Annotated in this window: 17 protein-coding genes and 3 tRNA genes; 13 read left to right on the top strand and 7 right to left on the bottom strand. The window is 54.7% G+C overall.

All coding sequences use genetic code 11. The features are described 5' to 3' along the window. Positions 1-17 precede the first annotated feature (17 nt). Positions 18-1,199, bottom strand: coding sequence for a TauD/TfdA family dioxygenase (locus RZA33_RS16145; RefSeq protein ID WP_317508736.1), 1,182 nt, complete (start codon positions 1,197-1,199; stop codon positions 18-20). A gap of 133 nt (positions 1,200-1,332) precedes the next feature. On the opposite strand from RZA33_RS16145, the gene RZA33_RS16150 reads away from it, so the two are divergent. From RZA33_RS16150 to RZA33_RS16165, 4 genes are all read left to right on the top strand, one after another. Continuing rightward, complete coding sequence (locus tag RZA33_RS16150; RefSeq protein ID WP_317508737.1) at positions 1,333-2,196, top strand: LysR substrate-binding domain-containing protein; 864 nt, start codon at positions 1,333-1,335, stop codon at positions 2,194-2,196. A 105-nt stretch (positions 2,197-2,301) separates the two neighbouring features. Then, positions 2,302-3,762, top strand: coding sequence for a sodium:alanine symporter family protein (locus tag RZA33_RS16155; RefSeq protein ID WP_317508738.1), 1,461 nt, complete (start codon positions 2,302-2,304; stop codon positions 3,760-3,762). Positions 3,763-3,786: 24 nt separating this feature from the next. Beyond that, positions 3,787-4,086 carry an MGMT family protein gene (locus tag RZA33_RS16160; RefSeq protein ID WP_317508739.1) on the top strand — a complete coding sequence of 100 codons (300 nt, stop codon included), beginning with the start codon at positions 3,787-3,789 and terminating at the stop codon, positions 4,084-4,086. Positions 4,087-4,328: 242 nt separating this feature from the next. Then, positions 4,329-4,724: a hypothetical protein gene (locus tag RZA33_RS16165; RefSeq protein WP_317508740.1), complete on the top strand. Its 396-nt coding sequence runs from the start codon at positions 4,329-4,331 to the stop codon at positions 4,722-4,724. Positions 4,725-4,830: 106 nt separating this feature from the next. Here the strand turns inward: RZA33_RS16165 and RZA33_RS16170 are convergent, their stop codons facing one another. Beyond that, positions 4,831-6,399 carry a bifunctional GNAT family N-acetyltransferase/carbon-nitrogen hydrolase family protein gene (locus RZA33_RS16170; RefSeq protein WP_317508741.1) on the bottom strand — a complete coding sequence of 523 codons (1,569 nt, stop codon included), beginning with the start codon at positions 6,397-6,399 and terminating at the stop codon, positions 4,831-4,833. 42 nt (positions 6,400-6,441) lie between these two features. Further along, complete coding sequence (locus RZA33_RS16175; protein WP_317508742.1) at positions 6,442-7,356, bottom strand: DMT family transporter; 915 nt, start codon at positions 7,354-7,356, stop codon at positions 6,442-6,444. Between the two features lie 173 nt (positions 7,357-7,529). On the opposite strand from RZA33_RS16175, the gene RZA33_RS16180 reads away from it, so the two are divergent. The 5 genes from RZA33_RS16180 (at position 7,530) to RZA33_RS16200 (ending at position 15,956) form a co-directional block, all read left to right on the top strand. Next, the gene (locus RZA33_RS16180; protein ID WP_317508743.1) at positions 7,530-9,551 is read left to right on the top strand and encodes an NADPH-dependent 2,4-dienoyl-CoA reductase; all 2,022 of its coding nucleotides are present in this window, start codon (positions 7,530-7,532) and stop codon (positions 9,549-9,551) included. A gap of 171 nt (positions 9,552-9,722) precedes the next feature. After that, positions 9,723-10,769, top strand: a complete 1,047-nt coding sequence (locus RZA33_RS16185; protein ID WP_317508744.1) for a low specificity L-threonine aldolase — start codon at positions 9,723-9,725, stop codon at positions 10,767-10,769. Between the two features lie 289 nt (positions 10,770-11,058). After that, entirely contained in the window at positions 11,059-12,981 is a 1,923-nt protein-coding gene (locus tag RZA33_RS16190) for a PrkA family serine protein kinase (RefSeq protein WP_317508745.1), read from the top strand. Between the two features lie 98 nt (positions 12,982-13,079). After that, entirely contained in the window at positions 13,080-14,366 is a 1,287-nt protein-coding gene (locus tag RZA33_RS16195; RefSeq protein WP_317508746.1) for a YeaH/YhbH family protein, read from the top strand. A gap of 24 nt (positions 14,367-14,390) precedes the next feature. After that, positions 14,391-15,956 carry a SpoVR family protein gene (locus RZA33_RS16200; protein WP_317508747.1) on the top strand — a complete coding sequence of 522 codons (1,566 nt, stop codon included), beginning with the start codon at positions 14,391-14,393 and terminating at the stop codon, positions 15,954-15,956. 135 nt (positions 15,957-16,091) lie between these two features. Here RZA33_RS16200 and RZA33_RS16205 read toward each other — a convergent pair whose 3' ends face one another. Beyond that, on the bottom strand, positions 16,092-16,406 hold the full coding sequence (locus RZA33_RS16205; protein ID WP_317508748.1) for a high-potential iron-sulfur protein: 315 nt from the start codon (positions 16,404-16,406) through the stop codon (positions 16,092-16,094). Positions 16,407-16,702: 296 nt separating this feature from the next. Here RZA33_RS16205 and RZA33_RS16210 point away from each other — a divergent pair, with 296 nt between their 5' ends. Both RZA33_RS16210 and RZA33_RS16215 read left to right on the top strand, forming a co-directional pair. Further along, on the top strand, positions 16,703-16,978 hold the full coding sequence (locus RZA33_RS16210) for an Lrp/AsnC family transcriptional regulator (RefSeq protein WP_146876392.1): 276 nt from the start codon (positions 16,703-16,705) through the stop codon (positions 16,976-16,978). Between the two features lie 92 nt (positions 16,979-17,070). Further along, positions 17,071-17,931 carry a DNA/RNA non-specific endonuclease gene (locus tag RZA33_RS16215; RefSeq protein WP_317508757.1) on the top strand — a complete coding sequence of 287 codons (861 nt, stop codon included), beginning with the start codon at positions 17,071-17,073 and terminating at the stop codon, positions 17,929-17,931. Positions 17,932-18,034: 103 nt separating this feature from the next. Here RZA33_RS16215 and RZA33_RS16220 read toward each other — a convergent pair. The 3 genes from RZA33_RS16220 to RZA33_RS16230 form a co-directional block, all read right to left on the bottom strand. Continuing rightward, positions 18,035-18,121 (bottom strand) — tRNA-Leu (locus RZA33_RS16220). Between the two features lie 45 nt (positions 18,122-18,166). Continuing rightward, positions 18,167-18,253, bottom strand: a tRNA-Leu gene (locus RZA33_RS16225). Positions 18,254-18,312: 59 nt separating this feature from the next. Beyond that, positions 18,313-18,399 (bottom strand) — tRNA-Leu (locus RZA33_RS16230). Between the two features lie 249 nt (positions 18,400-18,648). On the opposite strand from RZA33_RS16230, the gene rnr reads away from it, so the two are divergent. Together rnr and rlmB are read left to right on the top strand one after the other, a co-directional pair. Next, complete coding sequence (gene rnr / locus RZA33_RS16235; protein WP_317508749.1) at positions 18,649-21,078, top strand: ribonuclease R; 2,430 nt, start codon at positions 18,649-18,651, stop codon at positions 21,076-21,078. A gap of 5 nt (positions 21,079-21,083) precedes the next feature. Next, complete coding sequence (gene rlmB / locus RZA33_RS16240; protein ID WP_317508750.1) at positions 21,084-21,869, top strand: 23S rRNA (guanosine(2251)-2'-O)-methyltransferase RlmB; 786 nt, start codon at positions 21,084-21,086, stop codon at positions 21,867-21,869. The last annotated feature ends 171 nt before the right edge of the window (positions 21,870-22,040 follow it).

Below are 22,040 nucleotides of genomic sequence, written 5' to 3' on the forward strand. Positions count from 1 at the left end.
CTATCGAGTATCGGTTTTTAGCGGTGGCGAGCGAGTACGCGAAGGCGTGAAGCGAGCATATCGCGGTCTAAATAAGTGCCTTGTAAATGGCGTGCACCGCTGTTCGGGTCAAACTCGCGGCGGCCGTGGAGCACGCGACGGTTGTCAAAAGCGACCATCTGCCCTGGGCGAAGAGTGAACTCTAGCTGGTGTGCTTCGCTGTGAAACAGCTTCCACAGTAGGGCATAGGCGCTGTACCAAGCGTCCATCTGCTCTATGGGCATCTGTAAAGCATCGCGAATCCAGTTGTTCAAGCGTGCTTCAACCAGGTTGCCGTCGGGATCAAGTGAAATGACCGGCGCACGGGTGGCGATATCGTGGGTTTCGTCCTGAAAGCGAAAGTCGATCGGCGTCTCGCTGAGAATCGCCAACGCTTCTGGGGACTGCTGGCGCAGGGCTTCAACAACACGAGCGCCATCAGCAAATAGCGATTCACCGCCACTGGCTTCATTCTGCAGGCAGTAGAGCAGCTGAATATCGGGCGGATGGCGCCAGTTGGGCAAATCAATGTGCAACGGCAAACCCACCGCCGTATAAGCCGCATTATTGGGGTTAGGTTTAGAGCGCACATCGAAACGGGCGCCAAAGTTGGTGGCGCGCTGTGGGCCTATGCGTTCTGCTAAGCGGCTGACTTCTTCTTCTACCAGTGGCCCATCTGTGATCAGCGCCAGCCCGTCGCGCAGCATGGCAGTCAGCCAGGCTTTCTCGCCTGTTGGCGTTAAAAAGTCTGCATGGCGAACACGCTCGGGAGCGAAATTATCCTCCCAGGGATGAACGTTGGGTACTGGTGAGGCCAGGGTCGCTTCTGGACGGCGCTGGTAAAGCCAGCCGCTATGAAAGTCACTGACGTGGCCATCCTGCCAGTGAAGGTGTAGATGCCCATTCAGCAGCGTAACGCTGGGTGGCTCAGTGATCGCTTCAAGCGGCAGGTAGAGCCTTTCGCGGGTCTGCGGATGTCGACAGGCCGTGCAAGCGCAGTGGTCGCGTAGCCAAAGCAGCGGCAGGGTAGTTTGTTGGCCGTCTTGCCATTCCAGGGCCACGCCGTTGTGCGTCAGCGTCGCTAGTATGAGTGACGGGCCTGATTGGTAAGGGCTCAACTCGCCCATTTCAGGGGCTGGCGTATTGTCCGCTGATGAGATTGCTTGTACTGCGCTGTTCATTGAATACTCCGGTTCGCTCCCCTAGAGAATTGGGGGTGTGCGTTAGTGCTATCCAGAATGGGGAGTAGAAGCGCCGGTGACAAACGATTAATCTGACCCCTAAGACATCATTTTACTTATAGGTCACTTTTTCATGAGCCAGTTGCCGCCCCTACTATGGCTGCAAGCCTTTGAGTCCGCTGCAAGGACGTTAAGTTTTACCTCCGCTGGCAACGAGCTGGGTGTTACCCAAGCGGCGATCAGTCAGCGTGTTCGGCTATTGGAAGACCGAGTGGGGCAAAAACTCTTTGTGCGCCATGCGCGTAGCTTAACGTTAACCCCCGCCGGGCAAGCGTGGCTGCCAAGTATTCACGATGCGTTCATGCGTATTAGCGAAGGCACGTTGGAAGTGTTTGGCAGCACGTCTGAGCAGCCGGTGACGTTGCGCACAACGCCAGTGATTCAACAGTCGTGGCTAGCACCGCGTTTGATTGCCTTTCATCGTGCCCACCCGCAGGTGGCGATTCGCGTGGTAAGTGCCATCTGGCCAGATGACTTTGGTCCTGAAGGGGCCGATATCGAGATTCGCTACGGTAAAGGGGAGTGGACAGGGGTAGAAATGCAATCGCTGGGTGCCGAGCAGCTACTGCCGGTTTGCTCGCCCGGGTTGGCTGAAAGGCTGATCATTCCAGCCGATCTTGCCGGGCACACTTTGCTCCACGCCGCCGGGTTTGGCGTCGGTTGGCCTGGCTGGTTGCAGGAAGCGGGCATGGCCCACTTGGAAGCGCAGTGCCGGTCACTCACCTGCGATAACCAGGTAATGACGTTAGCATTAGCCAGCCAGGGCGGCGGCATCGCGCTGACTCACCGGCGTTTGCTGGAACAGCGAATGGACCTGGTGGCGCCGTTTGAGCTCAGTGCGCTGAGCGATGAGCGCTTCTGGCTGGTGCGTCCTAGTCGCCGCCACGTAAGCGATGAGACGGAACGTGTGTGGCAGTGGCTAACGGGCTCAATTTGAACAGTGGTTGTTACTGTATTTAAGTAATTTTGCCAATTTTCTTGCCATTTTGGTGCAGCCGTGAAGAATGATGCGCCTTCAATCGTTTAAAAAGGCGTGAATTTCATGGATTTTACTCTTCCTCCGCTGCTGACCTCGTTGGTGGATCGTGGCAACGGCCTGCTTTGGGGTAGTGTGCTGATTTATCTTTTAATTGGCGCTGGCCTTTATTTTACGGTGATGACGCGCGGCATTCAGCTGCGTTATTTCGGCCATATGTTTAAGCTGCTGCGCAGCTCGCGAGAATCGAATGGCGGGATATCATCCTTTCAGGCGCTCTCCACCAGTTTGGCGGCGCGGGTAGGCACCGGCAACCTAGCGGGCGTGGCCGTGGCTATCTATTTTGGCGGACCCGGTGCGATTTTTTGGATGTGGATGACTGCTATCGTGGGTATGGCGACCAGCTTTGTAGAGTCGACGCTGGCCCAGGCGTATAAAACCGACCATGGCGACAACACCTTTCGCGGCGGCCCGGCACGTTACATTGAGCGCGGCCTGGGCCTACGCTGGCTGGCCGTGCTGTTTTCGATCTGTTTGATTATTGCCTTTGGGTTGGCGTTTAACAGCGTGCAGGCCAACTCCATCGCCCAGGCTATGGAGCAGGCCTTTGCCATTCCTACCTGGGCCATGGGATTAGTCTTGATGGCGGTGGTAGCGCCGATTATCTTTGGTGGTTTGAAGTCGATTGCCAAGGTGGCCGAGCTTGTTGTACCGCTGATGGCGCTGCTTTACCTGGTGCTGGCGCTGGTCGTGGTTGGCCTCAATATTAGCGACTTGCCCGCTGCAATCATGACCATCGTGCGCAGTGCGTTTGGCTTTGAGCAGGCGGCCGGTGGCGCGGTGGGTTACGCGGTTTCCCAGGCGATTATGAACGGCATTCAGCGCGGGCTATTTTCTAATGAAGCGGGTATGGGCTCAGCGCCGAATGCGGCAGCGACCGCCACTACACGGCCCAACCATCCCGCTGCCCAAGGCTTTATTCAAATGCTTGGGGTGTTTCTGGACACGCTGGTAATCTGCACGGCCACGGCGGCTATCATCATTATGGCAGGGCCTGAGCTAATGGCGGGCGATGAGAATAACGGCATTCAGTTGACGCAGATGGCGCTCTCTAGCCATGTGGGCGACTGGGGCGGTATGTTTGTTGCGGTGGCCATTCTGCTGTTTGCGTTTACCTCGGTGATTGCCAACTACTCCTATGGTGAGTCCAATATTGAGTATTTAGCCGGGCGCCGGGCTCCCGTGGCCGTGTTTATTTATCGCTTAGCGGTGCTGGCGATGGTCATGGTGGGTTCGGTGGCAAGCTTGGGGGCGATTTGGAGCTTTGCTGATCTTTCCATGGGCATGATGGCGATTATTAACCTGATCGCTATTTTAATGCTGTCGCCGGTGGCGTTTTCGCTCTTTCGCGATTACGAAACGCAGTTGAAAGCGGGCAAAGAGCCGGTTTTCGACCCCAGCCACTTCCCCAAATTGGTCAACAAGGTTGATCCCAAGGCGTGGCCTGCTATTACTAAAAAACAGTAATCCTGCGTATATGGAGAAACGCCAATGCCTCGGCCTGAATTACTCGAACAGATCTACACGATTGTCGACCAGATTCCGCCGGGGCGGGTGACCACCTATGGCCGCATTGCCGCCATGACCGAAGGCGCCACCCCGCGCATGGTGGGCTCGGCGATGCGCCACCTGCCAGATGGCCACCAGCTGCCCTGGCATCGTGTGATTGCTGCGTCGTTAACGCTTGCCGACCACGGTGGCGCCGAGCGCCAACATCGCAAACTATGCGATGAGGGCGTGCTGTTTGATGCCAAAGGCCGCGTGCCTGCGCACCTCGTTTGGCCTGATTGAGATTTTTAAGAAGCTCTAAGCCATGAGCGTTTTTATTTGTCCTCCTTGATAACTCATGAGTGGTTTACGACACTGTTAAGAAAGTTGCTTAATACGTGAATTTTGGCAGCAAAAGGAGATGTTAAAGGATGAATACGCATAAGCTTTGAAGGTGAAAAGCGCCAGGAAGAAAACGTGTTTTTATGCGCCTTGGCACAAGGTGCCTATCTTGTTTTAGTCGACTAGTGAAGAAGGAACTGATCATGAACGATGAGCGCAATATCAACGATACTGCCGAACAGCGTGAGCGTGACGTTTTTCAACAACTCGAAGATGAGGCAAAAGGCAAGAAATACAAGGATGAAGTGCTGCTGGGTACTCAGATGGAAGGCACTATTGATGATCATCTAGATCGTGGTGTCATCCTGACGCCAGCTCAGCATGCTGGCATGATCATTCGAGACAATCTGAATGCCTCGGTTTCTGTGGATGCACAAACGAAAGCGGGAACCGCTGGTTTCGAAGCCGGAGAGGCAGGGCTGGACCCCGCCTATTTCGGTCCTTTTCTCAATGAAAAGCAACGCCAACGGTTTGTCGAAAAATACCTGATTGGTGAAGAAAATCGTGCCGCCGCTGTCCAGGGAGAACGGGAAGAATAGTCACGCCTGTGCCCGTGAGAAAAGCTGGATCGCCCCTGAAAAGTAGACTCCTTCTCTAATTAACGTAAGTGTCTACTCAATCAGGGGCACTTAAGCTTTCCACCCTTCAATCTTCCAGATTAGCACCCGATTTCCACGACCAATCGCGCCAGCGCAGGTCGAACAGATCCTTGCGGCGGTCTTTAAGGTTGGTCACTGAGCCTTCGGCACGTACTACCGTCAGGCGGGTGAGATCCAAGTCCGAGAAGAAAATCATCTCGGTATTCGGTGTGGTTTCCGCCAGGACCGCATCGTGGGGGAAGGCGAAATCAGACGGTGAAAACACCGCTGATTGGGCGTATTGGATATCCAGGTTTTCAATCGAAGGCAAGTTACCGACGCTGCCGCAGAGCACCACGTAGCACTCGTTTTCAATTGCCCGCGCCTGACTACAATGGCGTACGCGCAAGTAACCGTTTTTGGTGTCGGTCCAGAACGGCACGAACAGAATATCCATGTCCTGGTCGGCCAGCAGGCGGCCAAGTTCCGGGAATTCCACGTCGTAGCAGATCAGGATGCCCACGCGGCCTGCGTCGGTATCAAAAACCTGCAGCTCATCGCCACCCTCAATCACCCAATCGCGGCGCTCTTGAGGCGTAATGTGTAGTTTGGCTTGGCGCTCAACGCTGCCATCGCGATGGAACAGGTAGGCGATGTTGTAGAGTCGGTCATCTTCACCGACTTCGATCATCGAGCCGCCAACAATATTGATGTTGTACGACACCGCCATGCGCGACAGTTCGGTTTTAAAGCGCTCGGTGAAGCCGGCCAAAAAGCGAATCGCGCCCATTTGATCCTGCTGAGCAGCGCGGTCTTGTAAGCCCATTAACGGCGCGTTAAACAGCTCTGGGAAAACGGCAAAATCACTCTGGTAATCGGACAGCGCATCGACGAAGTACTCGATCTGCTGCAGGGCTGCTTCAACCGAGGAAAACTCACGCATCTGCCACTGCACCGCGCCTACGCGTACTTGGGTGGGGCGGGTGTCGAGCACGCTGGCGGCAGGCTCAAACAGAATATTATTCCACTCAAGCAAGGTGGCGTAGCCGCGCGATTGCTCGTCTTCTGGCAGGTACTTGCGCAGCAGGCGCTTTACTTGGAAGTCGTTGGCCTGCTGAAAAGACAGGATCGGATCGTAGATCTCTTTGCGCGAGACTTTCTCAATGTATTGGGCGGGCGTGAGCTCGTCGGCGTACTGGTGATACTCAGGAATACGCCCACCGGCAAGAATAGCCCGCAGGTTCAGCGAACGGCACAGCTCTTTGCGCGCTTCGTAAAGGCGGCGGCCCAGGCGATAACCCCGGTAGTCAGGATGAATCAGCACATCCAGCCCGTACATGGCGTCGCCATCCGCATCGTTGAGGATAGTTTCGCGGTGGCCGATCAGGTCATCGTACTTATGCGGGTTGGAAAACTCGTCATAGTCGACCCGAACGGTGAGCGCCACGCCCACCAAAAGACCATCATCCTCAATAGCGATTTGGCCATCGGGGAATTCATGGATCAGCTTGTCGATCGTAAGCTTAGGCCATGACCCGCCAAGATCGTGATAGACAGCATCCATTAATGTCTTGAGCTGACCGTAGTCGTCGCTCGTTAGGTTGCGCAGATTAAGGTGTAGTTCTTCCAGGGACATATAAGGGCTTCCCAGCGTTAGAAATCGGCAGCCATTCTAGCATCATCGAGCGCCGCTCGGCTTATCTGAAGTTAAACCACGTGCTAACGGGCGTGTCAGCGTTTGCGCCATAATGACACCCGCCAGAATCAACAGCCCGCCGATAAAGTGGAACCCCGCCACCTGTTCGCCTAACAAGGCCATCGCAATTAGCGCGCTAAACAGCGGCATCAAGTTGATAAAGATACTCGATTGGTTGGCGCCGATCTGGCGTACCGCGCGCATCCATAAAAAGGTCGTGATAATGGACGCTGGTATACCTGCGTAAACAATCAACCCGATATTCTGCCCGCTGATGGGCGTCATGGGCCCCAGTAAATAAGGCGGCAGCAGAATTAGCACGGCAAAACAGACCTGGGCGTAGAGCATTACCCAGGGCGGTAAGTTCATCGACCACCGTTTTAGCATGACACCGTAGAGCGCGTAGCAGGTAGCGGCTACTACCATGAGGGCATCACCAAAGGCGACCTGAAGCTGCAGTAGCGAGAGGGGGTTGCCGCGCCCTAGTAGCACCGTAACGCCTACAAACGCCAGCACACCCCCCAATATGCCACCTAGCGATGGCGGCTCGCGCAAAATCAGCGCGCTAAGCAGCACCGTTAGCAGCGGCACCATGGCGGCGAGAATACCCATGTTGGTAGCGGTTGTCGTTTCTGCGGCGACATAGGCCAGCCCTTGCCATAGCCCCATGCCGAGTAGCCCTAGCAGCGCCAACTTAGGCCATTGGCGGCGAATTTCATCGCGGTGGCGCAGCGCGGCAGGCAGCACAAACGGAGTCATGACGGCTAGCGCTAACAACCAGCGTAGAAAAGCAATGCTGCTGGGAGCGATGGCGCCTACGCTAAGCTGATTAATGGTCATATTGCCTGACCAGATAAGCACGGTAGCGAGCGGCGGCAAAAAGTACATCAAGGGCATAGCAACGGTTCCTTATCGTTAGCCGGGTAATGTGACGTGGATTGGCGCGTTGGGCAAGTCGCTGGCAAAAGATCAAAGGGCTAGATTGAAGGGCTATACGTGCTGCTCAAGATGTCATACGCTTGTTTGAATATGTGCTAACACTGCTACCAACAATATCCAGGAGTTCCGTGATGACCTCTGTGCCCGCCTATCCACACCTTTTCAGACCGCTGACCATTGGCCATTTAACGCTGCCTAACCGGGTTTTGATGGGCTCCATGCACACTAATTTGGAAGAGGCGCCCAACGGTTTTGAACGCTTAGCGGCGTTTTATGCTGAACGGGCAGCGCAGGGGGTTAGCCTGATTGTTACTGGCGGTATTGCCCCCAACGAAGAAGGCGCCGTATTCCAGGGCGCTCATGCCCTCGTTAATGACAGCCAGTTGCCCGCACATCGCCTGGTGGTAGACGCGGTGCATGCTGAGGGCGGTCATCTTTGCATGCAGATTCTTCACGCTGGGCGTTACGCCTACTCGCCAGATTTGATCGCGCCTTCGGCCATACAGGCGCCGATCAATCCCTTTATGCCTCGCGCGCTCGCCAGCGATGAGGTTGAGCAACAAATTACTGACTACGTGCGTTGCGCAAGTCTTGCTCAGCAGGCGGGTTACGATGGCGTTGAGATCATGGGTTCAGAAGGCTACCTGATTAATCAGTTTATCTGCCGGCGTACCAATCAGCGCGACGACGAGTGGGGCGGGGCGTTTGAGAACCGCATGCGCTTTGCTGTCGAGATTGTACGTCGTGTCCGCGCGGCGGTGGGCGAGCGTTTTGTGATTATCTTCCGCCTTTCCATGATTGATTTAGTCGAAGAGGGTAGCACCTGGGAAGAGGTCGTCACGCTGGGCCAGGCGATCGAAGCCGCCGGGGCGAACGTGATCAATACCGGCATTGGCTGGCACGAAGCGCGGGTGCCCACCATTGTGACTAGCGTGCCCCGCGCCGCCTTTACCGAAGTGACTCGGCGAATCAAATCGGCGCTATCGATTCCGCTGATCACCACCAACCGCATCAATATGCCCGAGGTAGCCGAGCGAGTGCTGGCGGCGGGCCATGCGGATATGGTTTCTATGGCGCGGCCTTTTCTAGCGGATCCGGCCTGGGTACGTAAAGCCGAAGAGGGCTTGACGCAAGAGATTAACACCTGCATTGCCTGTAATCAGGCCTGCCTGGATCACACCTTTGCCGGAAAGCTGACCTCCTGCCTAGTTAACCCACGCGCCTGCCACGAAACCGAACTGGTGATTGAGCCTGCAAAAACGCCCAAACGGGTGGCCGTTGTAGGAGGCGGCCCGGCCGGGCTGGCAACCGCGGTGACCGCTGCCAGCCGAGGACATCAGGTGGTGCTGTTTGAACGCCGCAGTGAGCTGGGCGGGCAGTTTAACTACGCGCGCAAGATTCCCGGCAAAGAGGAGTTTAACGAAACCCTGCGCTACTACCGGGTGATGCTGGAGAAATATACGGTAGAGGTTCGCTTGAACACCACGGCAACGGTAGAAACACTCGCCGATTTCGATGAGGTGGTGATGGCCACTGGGGTTCAGCCCCGCGAGCTAAGCCTGCCCGGCCACGATCACGATAAGGTGCTGAGCTACGCCGAAGCGATTGAATCCCCTGAACGCGTTGGTCGTAAAGTAGCGGTGATTGGCGCGGGCGGTATTGGTTTTGATGTCTCTGAGCTGCTCGCGCACCAAGGCCACCCCGCGTTGGATATAGCCAACTGGTGCGACGAGTGGGGCGTTGATTTGGCAGTCGGTGAACGGGGCGGTCTAAAAGCGCCGACGCCGCCCGTGGTTCCCCGCGAGATTGTTATGCTCCAGCGTAAAACGTCCAAGCCCGGCAAGTATCTAGGCAAAACCACTGGCTGGGTGCACCGGGCCTCGCTCAAGCAGCGGGGAGTGAAAACACTCACCGGCTGCGAATACCTCAAAATCGATGACGAGGGGCTGCATATTCGCCGCGATGGCGTCGATCAAATATTGGCGGTAGATAGCGTAGTGGTGTGCGCTGGGCAGGAGTCAGTACGTGATCTGCTGGCGCAGCTGGAACGCGCGCGGGCAGCAGTGCATATTATTGGCGGCGCGGATGAAGCCAGCGAGCTGGATGCCAAGCGTGCGATTGAGCAGGGCACACGATTGGCAGCGAGCTTATAAAAAGAAGATGAGGACAGCTTTATAAGAAGGTGCTCAAAAGCGCGGGTGACGTTAGCCCATAAATAGCGATAGACTAAATGACTACCCTAGCTATTAAGCATAACTAGGTATTAAAGGCGCAGGTGGCACCCAGCCCGCGCCGTAAGATTGCCGGACATAAGGACTATCGTCATGACCTCGGAGTGTAGCCCGCGTTTTTTAGCCAGTGATAACACCTCCGGTATCTGCCCGGAGGCGATGGAATACCTGCTTGCCGCCAATCGCTGCGATGATTTGGCTTACGGTAACGATACTTGGACGGCTCGTGCCGCAGACCGTTTCCGGGAAATGTTTGACTACGACTGCGATGTTTTCTTTGTTTTCAACGGCACCGCCGCTAACTCGTTGGCGCTCTCCGCGATGGGCCGCAGTTACCACAGCGTGATTTGCCATGAGCTTGCGCATATTGAAACCGACGAGTGCGGTGGCCCCGAGTTCTTTTCTAACGGCGCCAAGCTGCTGACTTCACCCGGGGCGGATGGCAAGCTGACGCCGGAAGGCATAGAGGCGCTGGTCACCAAGCGCAGTGACATCCACTACCCCAAACCCAAAGTGGTATCGCTCACTCAAGCCACCGAAGTAGGCACGCTCTACTCCCGCGAAGAGCTCATGGCCATTCGCGCTATTGCCGATAAGCACGACCTGCGCCTGCACATGGACGGCGCTCGCTTTGCCAATGCCTGTGCCAGCTTGGAGGCAACACCCGCAGAAATAACCTGGCAGGTGGGCGTTGACGCGCTGTGTTTCTCGGGGACCAAAAACGGCTTAGCCTTTGGCGAAGCTATTTTGTTTTTCAACCGTGAATTAGCCGAAGATTTTTCCTACCGCTGCAAGCAGGCGGGTCAGCTCGCTTCGAAAATGCGCTTTGTGTCGGCCCCTTGGTTAGGATTATTAGAGAGCGGCGCCTGGTTGACGAATGCCCAGCATGCCAACGCGATGGCGCGCTATTTATCAGAAGGATTGCAGGCCCTACCCGGCGTATCGTTGATGTTCCCTACCCAAGCGAATAGCGTCTTCGTTGAATTACCCCTCCCCGCCATTGAAGCGTTGAAAGCAAAAGGCTGGACCTTCTATACTTTTATTGGCGCTGGTGGTGCTCGTTTTGTGTGCGCTTGGAACACCACCGTTGAGCTGTTGGACGAATTGTTAGCTGATATCCGCTCGGTACTTGCGCGCTAGTCGCGCTTATTGATCAGCTCTTGCCACTGTTTGACACTTTTCTACTCGGTCCTGCCGCTGTTCCCAGCGGTGGGCCGCCTTTGCGCTTTGCGTGCTTTTCTGCTGGGCGGTTCAACGCAACTTATCTGGCGAATAATTCTCTTAATAATATCGCTGCTGCGTTGAAGGTTTAGTCATCACTTTTTGCTAATGCTGACTACGCTAAAAAAAGCGACACCTCGTTTGGCACACCGTTGCGACCTATTTTGCTTGGCGGTGACTGCCCGGGGTTGGGCCACAGGAGAGTTCCATGAGCATCTTTGATCACGTTCAAGACCGTTTTTCCCGCGTTCAGCAAGAAGACATGAGCCTGGAAGAGTATCTGGCGTTATGTCGCCGTGAGCCAAAAGTGTATGCCAGTGCCGCCGAGCGTATGCTAGAGGCGATTGGCGAGCCCGAGGTCATCGACACCGCAAAAGACCCACGGCTATCGCGTATTTTTTCCAATAAAGTGATTCGCCGTTACCCTGCCTTTGCCGAATTCCACGGTATGGAAGAAGCCATTGAGCAAATCGTGTCTTACTTTCGTCATGCGTCTCAAGGACTTGAAGAGCGCAAGCAGATCCTTTATCTGCTGGGCCCCGTGGGTGGCGGTAAGTCGTCGCTAGCGGAGCGCCTTAAGCTGCTTATGGAGCGTATCCCGTTTTACGCCATTAAGGGCTCGCCGGTGTACGAGTCACCGCTGGGGCTGTTCTCGCCTGAAGAAGATGGCGAGCTGCTGGAAAAAGAGTACGGCATTCCCCAGCGCTATCTGAAAAGCGTCATGTCGCCTTGGGCCGCTAAACGGCTAAAAGAATATGGCGGCGATATCTCTCAATTCCGAGTGGTGCGGCTATATCCCTCACGGCTCAACCAAATTGCTATCTCAAAAACCGAGCCGGGGGATGAGAATAACCAAGACATCTCGTCACTGGTGGGTAAAGTCGATATTCGCCAGTTGGAGCTTTACTCGCAAGACGATCCCGACGCTTATAGCTTTTCCGGTGGCTTGTGCCGCGCTAACCAGGGGCTAATGGAGTTTGTGGAGATGTTTAAAGCGCCGATTAAGGTGCTGCACCCACTGCTCACTGCCACCCAGGAAGGCAATTACAACCCCACGGAAGGCATGGGGGCAATTCCCTTTGACGGCATTATATTGGCCCACTCCAACGAGTCAGAGTGGCAGGCATTCCGCAACAACCGCAACAATGAGGCGTTTCTTGATCGGGTCTATATCGTCAAGGTGCCTTATTGCCTGCGCGTGTCAGAAGAGATAAAAATCTACCAGAAGCTGCTTGAGGAATCGTCGCTCAACGCAGCGCCTTGCGCACCCGATACGCTGCGCATGCTGGCTCAGTTCTCCGTGCTTTCGCGGTTGAAAGTGCCGGAAAACTCCAACGTCTACTCTAAGATGCGCGTTTACGACGGGGAAAATCTGAAAGATACCGACCCCCGCGCCAAATCGATTCAAGAGTACCGCGACGCCGCAGGTGTAGACGAAGGGATGCAGGGGCTCTCAACGCGCTTTGCCTTTAAGATTCTCTCCAAGGTCTTTAACTTCGACAACACGGAAGTCGCCGCCAATCCGGTGCATTTACTTTATGTGCTGGAGCAGGCGTTGGAGCGCGAGCAGCTGCCGCCAGAAGTATTCGAGCGCTACTTAGGCTTTATCAAGGAGTACATGGCGCCGCGCTATGTGGACTTTATCGGTAAAGAGATTCAAACCGCTTACCTGGAATCCTACAGCGAGTATGGCCAGAACATCTTCGACCGTTATGTCACCTACGCTGATTTTTGGATTCAGGATCAAGAGTACCGCGACCACGAAACCGGCGAGTTGCTTAACCGTCAAGCGCTCAACGAAGAGCTGGAGAAAATCGAGAAGCCGGCGGGGATTTCCAACCCTAAAGACTTCCGCCACGAAGTGGTTAACTTTGTGTTGCGGGCGCGGGCGCAGAACAATGGCATGAACCCGAGCTGGCAGTCCTACGAAAAGCTCAAAGGGGTTATCGAACACAAAATGTTTGCCAATACCGAAGAGCTGCTGCCGGTGATTTCGTTTAATGCTAAGGCGTCTAAATCGGACCACAAAAAGCACCAAGACTTCGTTGCGCGGATGGTGGAGCGTGGCTACACCGAGAAGCAGGTCCGGCTGCTTTCCGAGTGGTATTTGCGTGTGCGTAAGTCGCAGTAGCGCTTAGCTTAAAGTAGCGCTCAAAGATAAGGTTTGTGCGAAAATTCACTGATTACGGGTAGTTTTCGTTCAAGACCGGGGTTTTTAAAGGAGGTCGTATGACCTACTTCATCGATCGCAGGCCTAACGCAAAACACAAAAGCGCAGTGAATCGTCAGCGCTTTTTGGAGCGCTACCGAAAGCATATCAAACGCTCGGTGGAAGAGGCTGTGAACCGTCGTTCGATTACCGATATGGAGCGAGGGGAAAAAGTCTCTATCCCCGTCAAGGATATTTCAGAGCCGGTATTTCAACACGGCCCAGGCGGCGCGCGTGACATTGTGGCACCCGGCAACAAGGAATTTATCGCCGGTGATAAAATTCGCCGTCCAAGTGGCCAAGGCGGCGGAGACGGCGCAGGAGAAGGCGGCGCTTCCAACCAGGGTGAAGGGGTGGATGAGTTTGCTTTCACCCTCAGCCGCGAGGAGTTTCTAGAGTTTGTTTTTGAAGGCTTGGAATTGCCTCATTTGCAGCGCAAGTCGCTCAAGTCGTTGGAAGAAATCAAGATGGTTCGGGCTGGCCTTGCCCGCGACGGGGTGCCTTCCCGGATTAGCATTACCCGGTCAATGCGTGAAGCCTACGCCAGGCGTATTGCCATGCGCGCGCCGATCAAACGGGCACTGAAAGAGGCCGTTGAGGCACTCGACGCCGAAGAGCGTAAAGACCCGGTGTTGCGTAATCCCAAGCGTATCAGCGAACTCAAAGCCGAGATTGAACGTTTGGAGAAGCGAATTGCAGGCGTGCCCTTTATCGATACCTACGACTTGCGCTACCACCAGCTCAGCGCGCAGCCGCAGCCATCCAATCAGGCAGTAATGTTTTGTGTGATGGATGTCTCCGGGTCAATGACCCAAAACCATAAAGACATCGCTAAGCGCTTTTTCCTGCTGCTGTATATGTTTTTGGAAAAACACTACGAGAAAGTGGAGCTAGTGTTTGTGCGCCACCACACCGCTGCGCGCGAGGTGGGCGAAGAGGAATTCTTCTACTCACGAGAAACCGGCGGCACGATAGTGTCTAGTGCGCTGCACTTGGTCAATAAGATCATCGAAAAGCGCTACCCAGTGGGCCAGTGGAATCTGTATGTGGCCCAGGCGTCAGATGGTGACAACTGGGATGATGATTCGAATATCTGCCGCGATTTGTTGGTCGAAGAGTTGATGCCGCAGTTGCAGTATTACGCCTATGTAGAGATTACGCCCCACGACCATCAGTCGCTATGGTATGAATATGAAAGTGTTGTGAAGCAGTTTCCCGAACGCTTTGCGATGCGACAGATCGTCGAGGCGGGCGATATTTATCCGGTCTTTCGCGAACTGTTTAAGCGCCGCTTAAACCAGCCCTAATGACCGCGTACGGAGGAGGGAGCTATGAATGCGACCCGTAAGCCGATTGCGACCGGCTCTGATTGGAGCTTTAGCGTGCTGGAGCGTTTCGATGCCGAGCTAGCCAGACTCGCTGATATCTACCGCTTGGATACCTACCCTAATCAAATCGAAGTCATCACCACAGAACAGATGATGGATGCCTATGCGAGCGTTGGCATGCCGGTGGGCTACCATCACTGGTCGTTTGGTAAACAATTTTTAGCCGTTGAGCAGGCCTATAAGCGCGGCCAAATGGGTTTGGCTTATGAACTGGTCATTAACTCGGACCCTTGCATCGCCTATCTGATGGAGGAAAATACGCTGATGATGCAGGTGCTGGTGATGGCCCACGCCTGCTACGGACACAACTCATTTTTTAAAGGCAATTACCTGTTCCGTACCTGGACCGATGCTTCTTCCATCGTTGATTACCTCGTTTTTGCGCGGCAGTATATCGCCCAGTGTGAAGAACGCCACGGCGTGCAGGCTGTTGAGCAATTGCTAGATGCGTGCCATGCGTTGCAAAATTATGGTGTCGACCGCTACAAGCGCCCCTCGCCGATTTCGGCGGAAGAAGAGGCCAAGCGCCAGGATGAGCGCGAAGCCTATTTGCAAGCCCAGGTTAATACGCTTTGGCGGACTATTCCTGAAGCACCCGCTGGGGGGGAGCCCCCGTTGCCCGGCAGCCTGAATAGCGATGGTGATGATCCACTTGGCTTGCACGGTGGTGGTCGTTACCCTCCAGAGCCTCAGGAAAATCTGCTTTACTTTATTGAGAAAAACGCCCCGCTGCTGGCGCCGTGGCAGCGTGAAATCGTGCGCATTGTGCGCAAGCTGGCCCAGTATTTTTATCCTCAGCGGCAAACCCAGGTAATGAATGAAGGCTGGGCTTGTTTCTGGCATTACACATTGATGAACCGTCTCTATGACGACGGCAACGTCGATGAAGGGCTGATGCTAGAGTTTTTGCAGTCGCATGCCGCCGTGATTAACCAGCCGGCATTCGACAGCCCTCACTACAGTGGTATTAACCCCTATGCCTTGGGCTTCGCGATCTTTATGGATATTAAGCGCATCTGCGAAGCGCCCACCGACGAGGATCGCCAGTGGTTTCCGGACATTGCGGGCTCGCCTTGGCGGGATACGCTTGAGTTTGCGATGCGTAACTTTAAGGATGAATCCTTTATTCAGCAGTTTCTATCCCCCAAGGTGATGCGTGATCATAAGCTGTTTTTAGTGGTGGATGATGATCAGGCTGAGAACCTGGAAGTGGCGGCGATTCATAACGAGCAGGGCTACCGTCAGGTTCGTGAAGCGCTCGCTACACAGTATGCGTTGTCTGTTCGTGAACCGAATATCCAGGTAGTGGAAGCGGCTATCCGCGGCGATCGCTCATTAACTCTCCATCACGTGCAGGATAGTCGCCGTCCGTTAGGGCGCAGCGTTTATCCGGTGATTCGCCACTTGCAGCAGCTGTGGGGGTTCCCCATTCATTTGGTCTCAATGGAAGAGGGTCAGGTCACTCGACGCTTTCATTGGCCAATAGAGGATGAAAACACGACTGCCTAAATAGCGTCTATAAAAGCAGTTTTCTTAAAAAGCCAGCGCTTAATCACTGTCGCTGCTCTACACAACTGCCATATACAACTACCCCGCTCAAAAGAGCGGGGTAGTTGTGTCAGTGCTAACACTTCTTTCAAATGCTTAGCCTTGGGCGGTCCAGGATTGGCACCAGCCACCAGGCGCTACGCTGTTCCCTGGAAACAGTTGGCAGCCCTGATTGTCTGCAGTGTAGAACATGCAGTTGTCGCAGCGTTCACCCTCTTCGTAGGCCGGGTGATCGCTCGCGTCACTGGCGTCTTCGACGTAGTTAAGCGCTTGAGCAGTGCTTGAGGTAGGGTCAACACGCGGTAGCTCTTGAGCGAAGGCAGTCTTAGAAAGAATGCCAACGCCAAGCGGTAGGGCAGCAAGCCCTAACATGCTGTTGCGCATGAAGTCACGACGGCTTTTATTAGCCATGATTTCTCCTTATCGTCACGGTTTGACGTTTTATTACGGTTGTCGGGTGGTTGTCCACCTCTTAAAGCTACCTACTTTTTAAAACTATCCACTTCTTAAAACTCCGAATGAAGCTTGGAAGGAGTTCTACACTTCATGCTAGCGGATGTACAAAGGTTGTGCGAATAACCTGGTGCGTATAGCGACAATTAGCCACGCTGACCAGCAGGCGATACACCCTCTCTCAGTCGCTGCTATACTCTGCGCGACGTGGGAACTAGTTGTTGACCATGATTTTTTTTGGGGAAATATAAGCTATGCAAAACGCAGTCATTTTAATCAATACCGATAAAGGTCAAGTGAAGGCGGTAGCCGAGCGTTTGGCAGAATTAGAAGGTATCAGCGAAGTTTATTCTACCTGTGGCCGTTATGACTTGGTGGCCATTGCCCGTACCCGCGATTTTGAGGGCCTTGCCGAGTTGGTAACTGAACGCTTGAATGCCGTTGAAGGCATTAGCGATACAGAAACCCTCAATGCCATGCAGGTTCACTCCCGGCACGATTTAGAAACCATGTTTTCGCTAGGCTGGTAGTGCGCTTACGGGCTTGGCAATTTAAAATAGCCGTATTGATGTGATGCAAAAATTACAAGGCGCTTGAAAGCGCTCGTTAGGGAGCAAGTGTGTTGGGAACCTCATTTTTGCGCTGGCGCCGACAAGGGAAGCGCCTGGGCATTGCTTTGCTGTTTGTGGTGGTTGGCACAGGGCTTTGGGAATTTCAGGAGCGCCAGCATAAAGATGCCTACACCTGGATGGGAGTTCCCACTTGGGAAGCGTTTCGTCCCACGACGATGCACCGAGTGCTGCGTAATGACGGCTATTTAGTCGGCTGGTCCGATGTGCGCGTGAATCCGCTGTGGGTCAGCTATCAGCTGGCCGCCGTTGATGATTCAGGCATCGGCTCGCGGCCGAATTTCCAAACTGATTGGCGCACGCTATGGCCAGTCGGCACCGATAGCTATGCGGGCAGTGGCTATGACCGAGGCCATTTGGCGCCTAATTATGCTATTGCCGCCGTTCATGGCCGTAGTGCTCAAGTCGATACCTTCTTAATGAGCAACATGACCCCGCAGCGGCCTAAGCTAAATCGTCAGCTCTGGCAGCGCCTGGAAGAAGCGGTCATGGATCACTTCGCGCCGCGCTTTGACCGTTTGCAGGTGATTACTGGCCCCATCTTTCCCGAGCACTTTATGGATAACGTGTTTAATCGCGTAGGCCTGGTCGAAGTGCCGGAAGCGTTTTATAAAATCATCGTAGTGCCCCATAACGAAGGGCCTTTAGCGCTGGCGTTTATAATGCCGCAAAATGTACGTGGCAATGAGCCGCTGGATGACTATTTAGTGACCATTGATGAGATTGAGGCGCGCACAGGGCTTAACTTCTTTCCTGACTTAACACCCGCGATAGAAGCCGTGTTAGAGGGCGAGCTGCGCACGCAAGGGTGGGCGCTTGAGGAAGTGGCGAAGAAGCCGGGGCGTTTTCAATAAGGTAGGTAAGTCAGTGAAGCAACAACAGGAAGTGCAATAAAAGAAGGGCAGTAACAACAAAGGAAGGATAGTAACGATGATGCGGACTGGCCCATGTAACTCATGGTGCCCAGGAGAGGACTTGAACCTCCACGTCCATACGGACACTAGCACCTGAAGCTAGCGCGTCTACCAATTCCGCCACCTGGGCGCATCATTTACAGCTGAAATGAACTACTTGCCGTTTGTGTTCGTATGGTGCCCAGGAGAGGACTTGAACCTCCACGTCCATACAGACACTAGCACCTGAAGCTAGCGCGTCTACCAATTCCGCCACCTGGGCGAACACAAACCTGCTTAACACCCTACCGTTCGTTACCATTAGTATGGCATAAAACAATATGGTGCCCAGAAGAGGACTTGAACCTCCACGTCCATACGGACACTAGCACCTGAAGCTAGCGCGTCTACCAATTCCGCCATCTGGGCAAGTGGCGCGTATAATACCGGGGTGATGGTTAAATGCAAGACCCCGCATGCGCTTTTTATAAAGCAAAATATATAAACAACGGCTAAGACGGTTGGGTGATTGAACGTGCAGCGCTATACTGCGCGTATGACTAAACAAAACACTATTCATTTCAGCCTCTCAAGCGCTGAAATAGCCCATCCGCAACGCACCGCGTTTGCGCCTTTTTTATGCCGCTCGCAAATGACGCCATCAAGGATGTTGATCGCATGAAGTATTGGACGTTAAGTGATGATCCGCACGCCGAGCGTGAGGCGCATAAATATGGTAATCCAGCGCCGAGCCGTGAGTACCTGCTTGCTGCCTTAGAAAGCTATGGTAAGCCGATCACCCATGAAAACATGAGCCGAATGCTCGGGCTCGAAGACGAAGACCTCATTGAAGCGGTGAGGCGTCGTTTGGCGGCCATGGAGCGCGACGGCCAAGTGCTGCGCGATCGGCGCGGCGCCTATGCGTTGATCGACAAGCTGGATCTGATTAAAGGCAAGGTGCTTGGACACCGTGACGGCTTTGGGTTTCTGCTCCGCGATGATGGCAAAAAGCCAGACCTAGTATTGCCACCACGCCAAATGCGGCGTGTTTTCCACGGTGACCACGTGCTGGTGCGTATCAGTGGGCGCGACCGTCGTGGCCGTGACGAAGCCACCATTGCCGATGTCATCTCACGCAACACTCAGACCATTGTGGGCGTGTATCGCAGCAATACCCCTGAGTTCGGCATCCTGATCCCGGAAAATCCGCGCATCACTCAGGAAGTTATTATTCCTCATAGTGCTTGCGGTGGCGCTAAAGATGGTCAAGTTATCTCGGCCAAGATCGTCCAGCAGCCTGAGACGCGCGTGCAGCCGGTAGGTGAAGTGGTTGAGGTGCTGGGCGAGCGTATGGACCCAGGCATGGAAATTGATATTGCGATTCGCAGTTACGATATCCCCGCTGAATTCCCGCCGGAAGTGCTAGATCAAATTGCAGGTATTTCAGCGGAAGTGCTGGAAGAGGATAAGCAGCACCGTGTCGACCTGCGTGATGTACCGCTGGTTACCATTGACGATGAGTCTGCCAAAGACTTTGACGATGCGGTGTGTGCCTGGAAAACCAAATCGGGTAGTTGGAAGCTCCTCGTTGCCATCGCGGATGTTTCCCACTACGTCCGCCCAGGCACGCCGCTAGATAATGAAGGCCGCACTCGGGGTAACTCTGTTTATTTCCCTGGCCAAGTCGTCCCCATGCTGCCGGAGCTGCTGTCTAACGGGCTCTGTTCGCTGAATCCCCATGTGGATCGCCTGGTGCTGGTGTGCGAGATGAATATTTCGCAAACCGGTGCGATTAGCCGCTACCGCTTCTACGAAGCCGTCATGAATTCCCACGCTCGCCTTACCTATAACAAGGTGGCCGCGATTCTCGACGAGAAGAGCGAAGAGGGCGAGGCGCTACGCACAGAGCACAGCGAGCTAGTTAAGCCGCTGAAAAACCTGGAAGAGCTTTACTACTTGCTGCGCGAAGCGCGTGCGGAACGTGGCGCGATCGATTTTGATACCACCGAAACGGCGATCATTTTTAACGATGAGCGCAAAATTGAAAAAATCGTCCCGCGCAGCCGGAACAATGCCCATAAGCTGATTGAAGAGTGCATGCTGGCGGCCAACGTGGCGACCGCGCGCTTCTTGGATAAGCACGACCTACCGGCGCTCTACCGTATCCATGAACGGCCCACGCCTGAGCGGCTGGATAAGCTACGCCTGTTCTTGAATGAGCTGGGGCTTTCTTTAGGTGGCGGCGATATGCCGACGCCGCAGGATTATCAGGCGCTACGCGAGACGATTGCCGACCGTCCCGACTTTGATATCATTCAAACAGTGATGTTGCGGTCGATGAATCAAGCGGTCTATTCGCCGCAAAACGAAGGTCACTTTGGCTTAGCGTATCAAGCCTACGCCCACTTTACCTCGCCGATACGCCGCTACCCCGACCTGCTGGTTCACCGTGCGATTCGTTCGGTGATTCGCGGTCCACGCCAAACCAACACGGTGCTGCGCGTAGAAGGCGCACCGGTTGATCCGCCGAGCAAGTGGTGCCCGTATACCTTCGAGCAAATGCTTGAGCTAGGCGAACATTGTTCCATGACCGAGCGGCGCGCTGACGAAGCCACCCGAGATGTGGAAGGCTGGCTGAAATGCGAGTTTATGTCCGACAAGCTGGGCGAAACGTTTGACGGCACGATTGCCTCGGTCACACAGTTTGGCTTGTTTGTGCGTCTTGATGACTTCTACGTGGAAGGCTTGGTTCATGTGACCTCGCTGCCTTCGGATTACTACCACTATGAAGCTGAAAAGCATCGTCTTAAAGGCGAGCGCACCGGCACGACGTATCGTTTGGGCGATGGTCTTACCGTCCAGGTGGCCCGCGTCGATATGGACGATCGTAAGATCGACTTTGGCTTGGGAGATGAAAAGCCGCGCCCGCGTCGTCAGCCGCGTAAGAGCCGCGGTGGGTCAGAAGGCGCGGGTGCTAAAACAAGTGGCGATAAAGCCGGTGGTGCGAAAGCGGCGAGTGACAAATCCAATAGCGAGAAGCCTGCTACGCGCCGTGGCCCTCGGCGCACACGCAATGGTCCGCGCAAACCATCACCGAATAAAGGCTGATGAGTATGAAGTCGGCGTCTTCACGGCGGGGCCCCAAGGCCCCTGATGGGTTGGATCAGGTATATGGCATCCATGCACTGCAGAGCTTGCTCGATAGGGGGGAGGCGCCCCGAGAGCTGTGGATACAGCAAGGGGCGGGGAGCCGTTTAAAAGAGCTGGTCGCTCACGCTCAATCGCAAGGCGCCAGGGTTAAAGAGCAGCCGCGCGACCTGCTGGACCAATTGACTCAGGGAGCTGCCCACCAGGGCGTGGTGGCATTTTGCCCACCGTTAACGCCGGAAGGGGAAGAGTCGCTCTGGCTTAAGCTGCGGGCTTGGCCGTCGTCTACGCCGCCGCTGCTGCTTATTTTGGACGGGGTTACCGATGTGCATAACTTCGGCGCCTGCCTACGCAGTGCCGATGCGGCCGGCGCCCATGGCGTGATTGTGGCCAAAGATAAAGCCGCTCCGCTCAATGCAACGGTGCGTAAAGTCGCCTGTGGTGCCGCTGAGGTAGTGCCGGTTTATCAAGTCACCAACCTGGCGCGCACTCTAGCCAAGCTAAAAGACGCTGGTGTGTGGATAACCGGTACGGCTGGCGAGGCTGAAGCCAGCGTTTTTGATATCGATATGACTGGCCCCATGGCGTTGGTGATGGGCGCCGAGGGTAAGGGCATGCGCCGCTTAACCCGCGAAGCATGCGATAACCTTGCCAAGCTGCCCATGGCCGGGGAAGTGTCTAGTTTGAATGTGTCGGTAGCGACCGGCATTTGTTTGTTTGAGGCTGTTCGTCAACGCCAGCTTGCAAGTTAACCGCTACACTACTAAGATACACGCGCCCGTTTGTATGCAAGCGGGCGTTAGCTGTCGTTAAAATGAAAGTTCTGTTTGATGTTCCAGTACCGCCTAACGCGGTGGCTGGGTGCTTCAGTTAACTCCTTGCTTCCTTGTTGTCGTTGGCTGCGTCTCGCATCAGCACACAAA

Source organism: Halovibrio sp. HP20-59 (assembly GCF_033052795.2).
Taxonomy (GTDB): Bacteria; Pseudomonadota; Gammaproteobacteria; order Pseudomonadales; family Halomonadaceae; genus Vreelandella.